Source organism: Chryseobacterium sp. 14P4.3.2, assembly GCF_057799275.1.
In genome coordinates, this window is sequence record NZ_JBYOKO010000096.1 from 1 (window position 1) to 278 (window position 278).

Annotated in this window: 1 protein-coding gene; it reads right to left on the minus strand. The window is 47.5% G+C overall.

The features are described from left to right. Window positions 1-278 (minus strand): hypothetical protein (locus tag AC27VX_RS23930; protein WP_488698491.1); only part of this gene is annotated, 278 nt, incomplete at both ends.

Here is a 278-nt window from a genome sequence, read left to right on the forward strand (position 1 = left end):
TAAAGTGACCCATGTAGAGGATTTAGGATAGGTAATGTCGGAATTTCCGTAGTAGACATCCATTCCCTGTCTGCTAAAAGCTACCGCGTTTCCACGATCTACATTATTGGAGCCAAAAGTATTGACTTCGTTCTGCTCTGCGGCTCGTGTTCCTCCTGTGTTGATTCCGGTATAAGCGACTCTGCCAAACTGGTCATATTTGGTGTAAAGCCACTGTCCTTTGGATTCCAGTTCAGCATCACGGGTGGCTGCAAGCCTGTCCTGCTTGTCATACACCC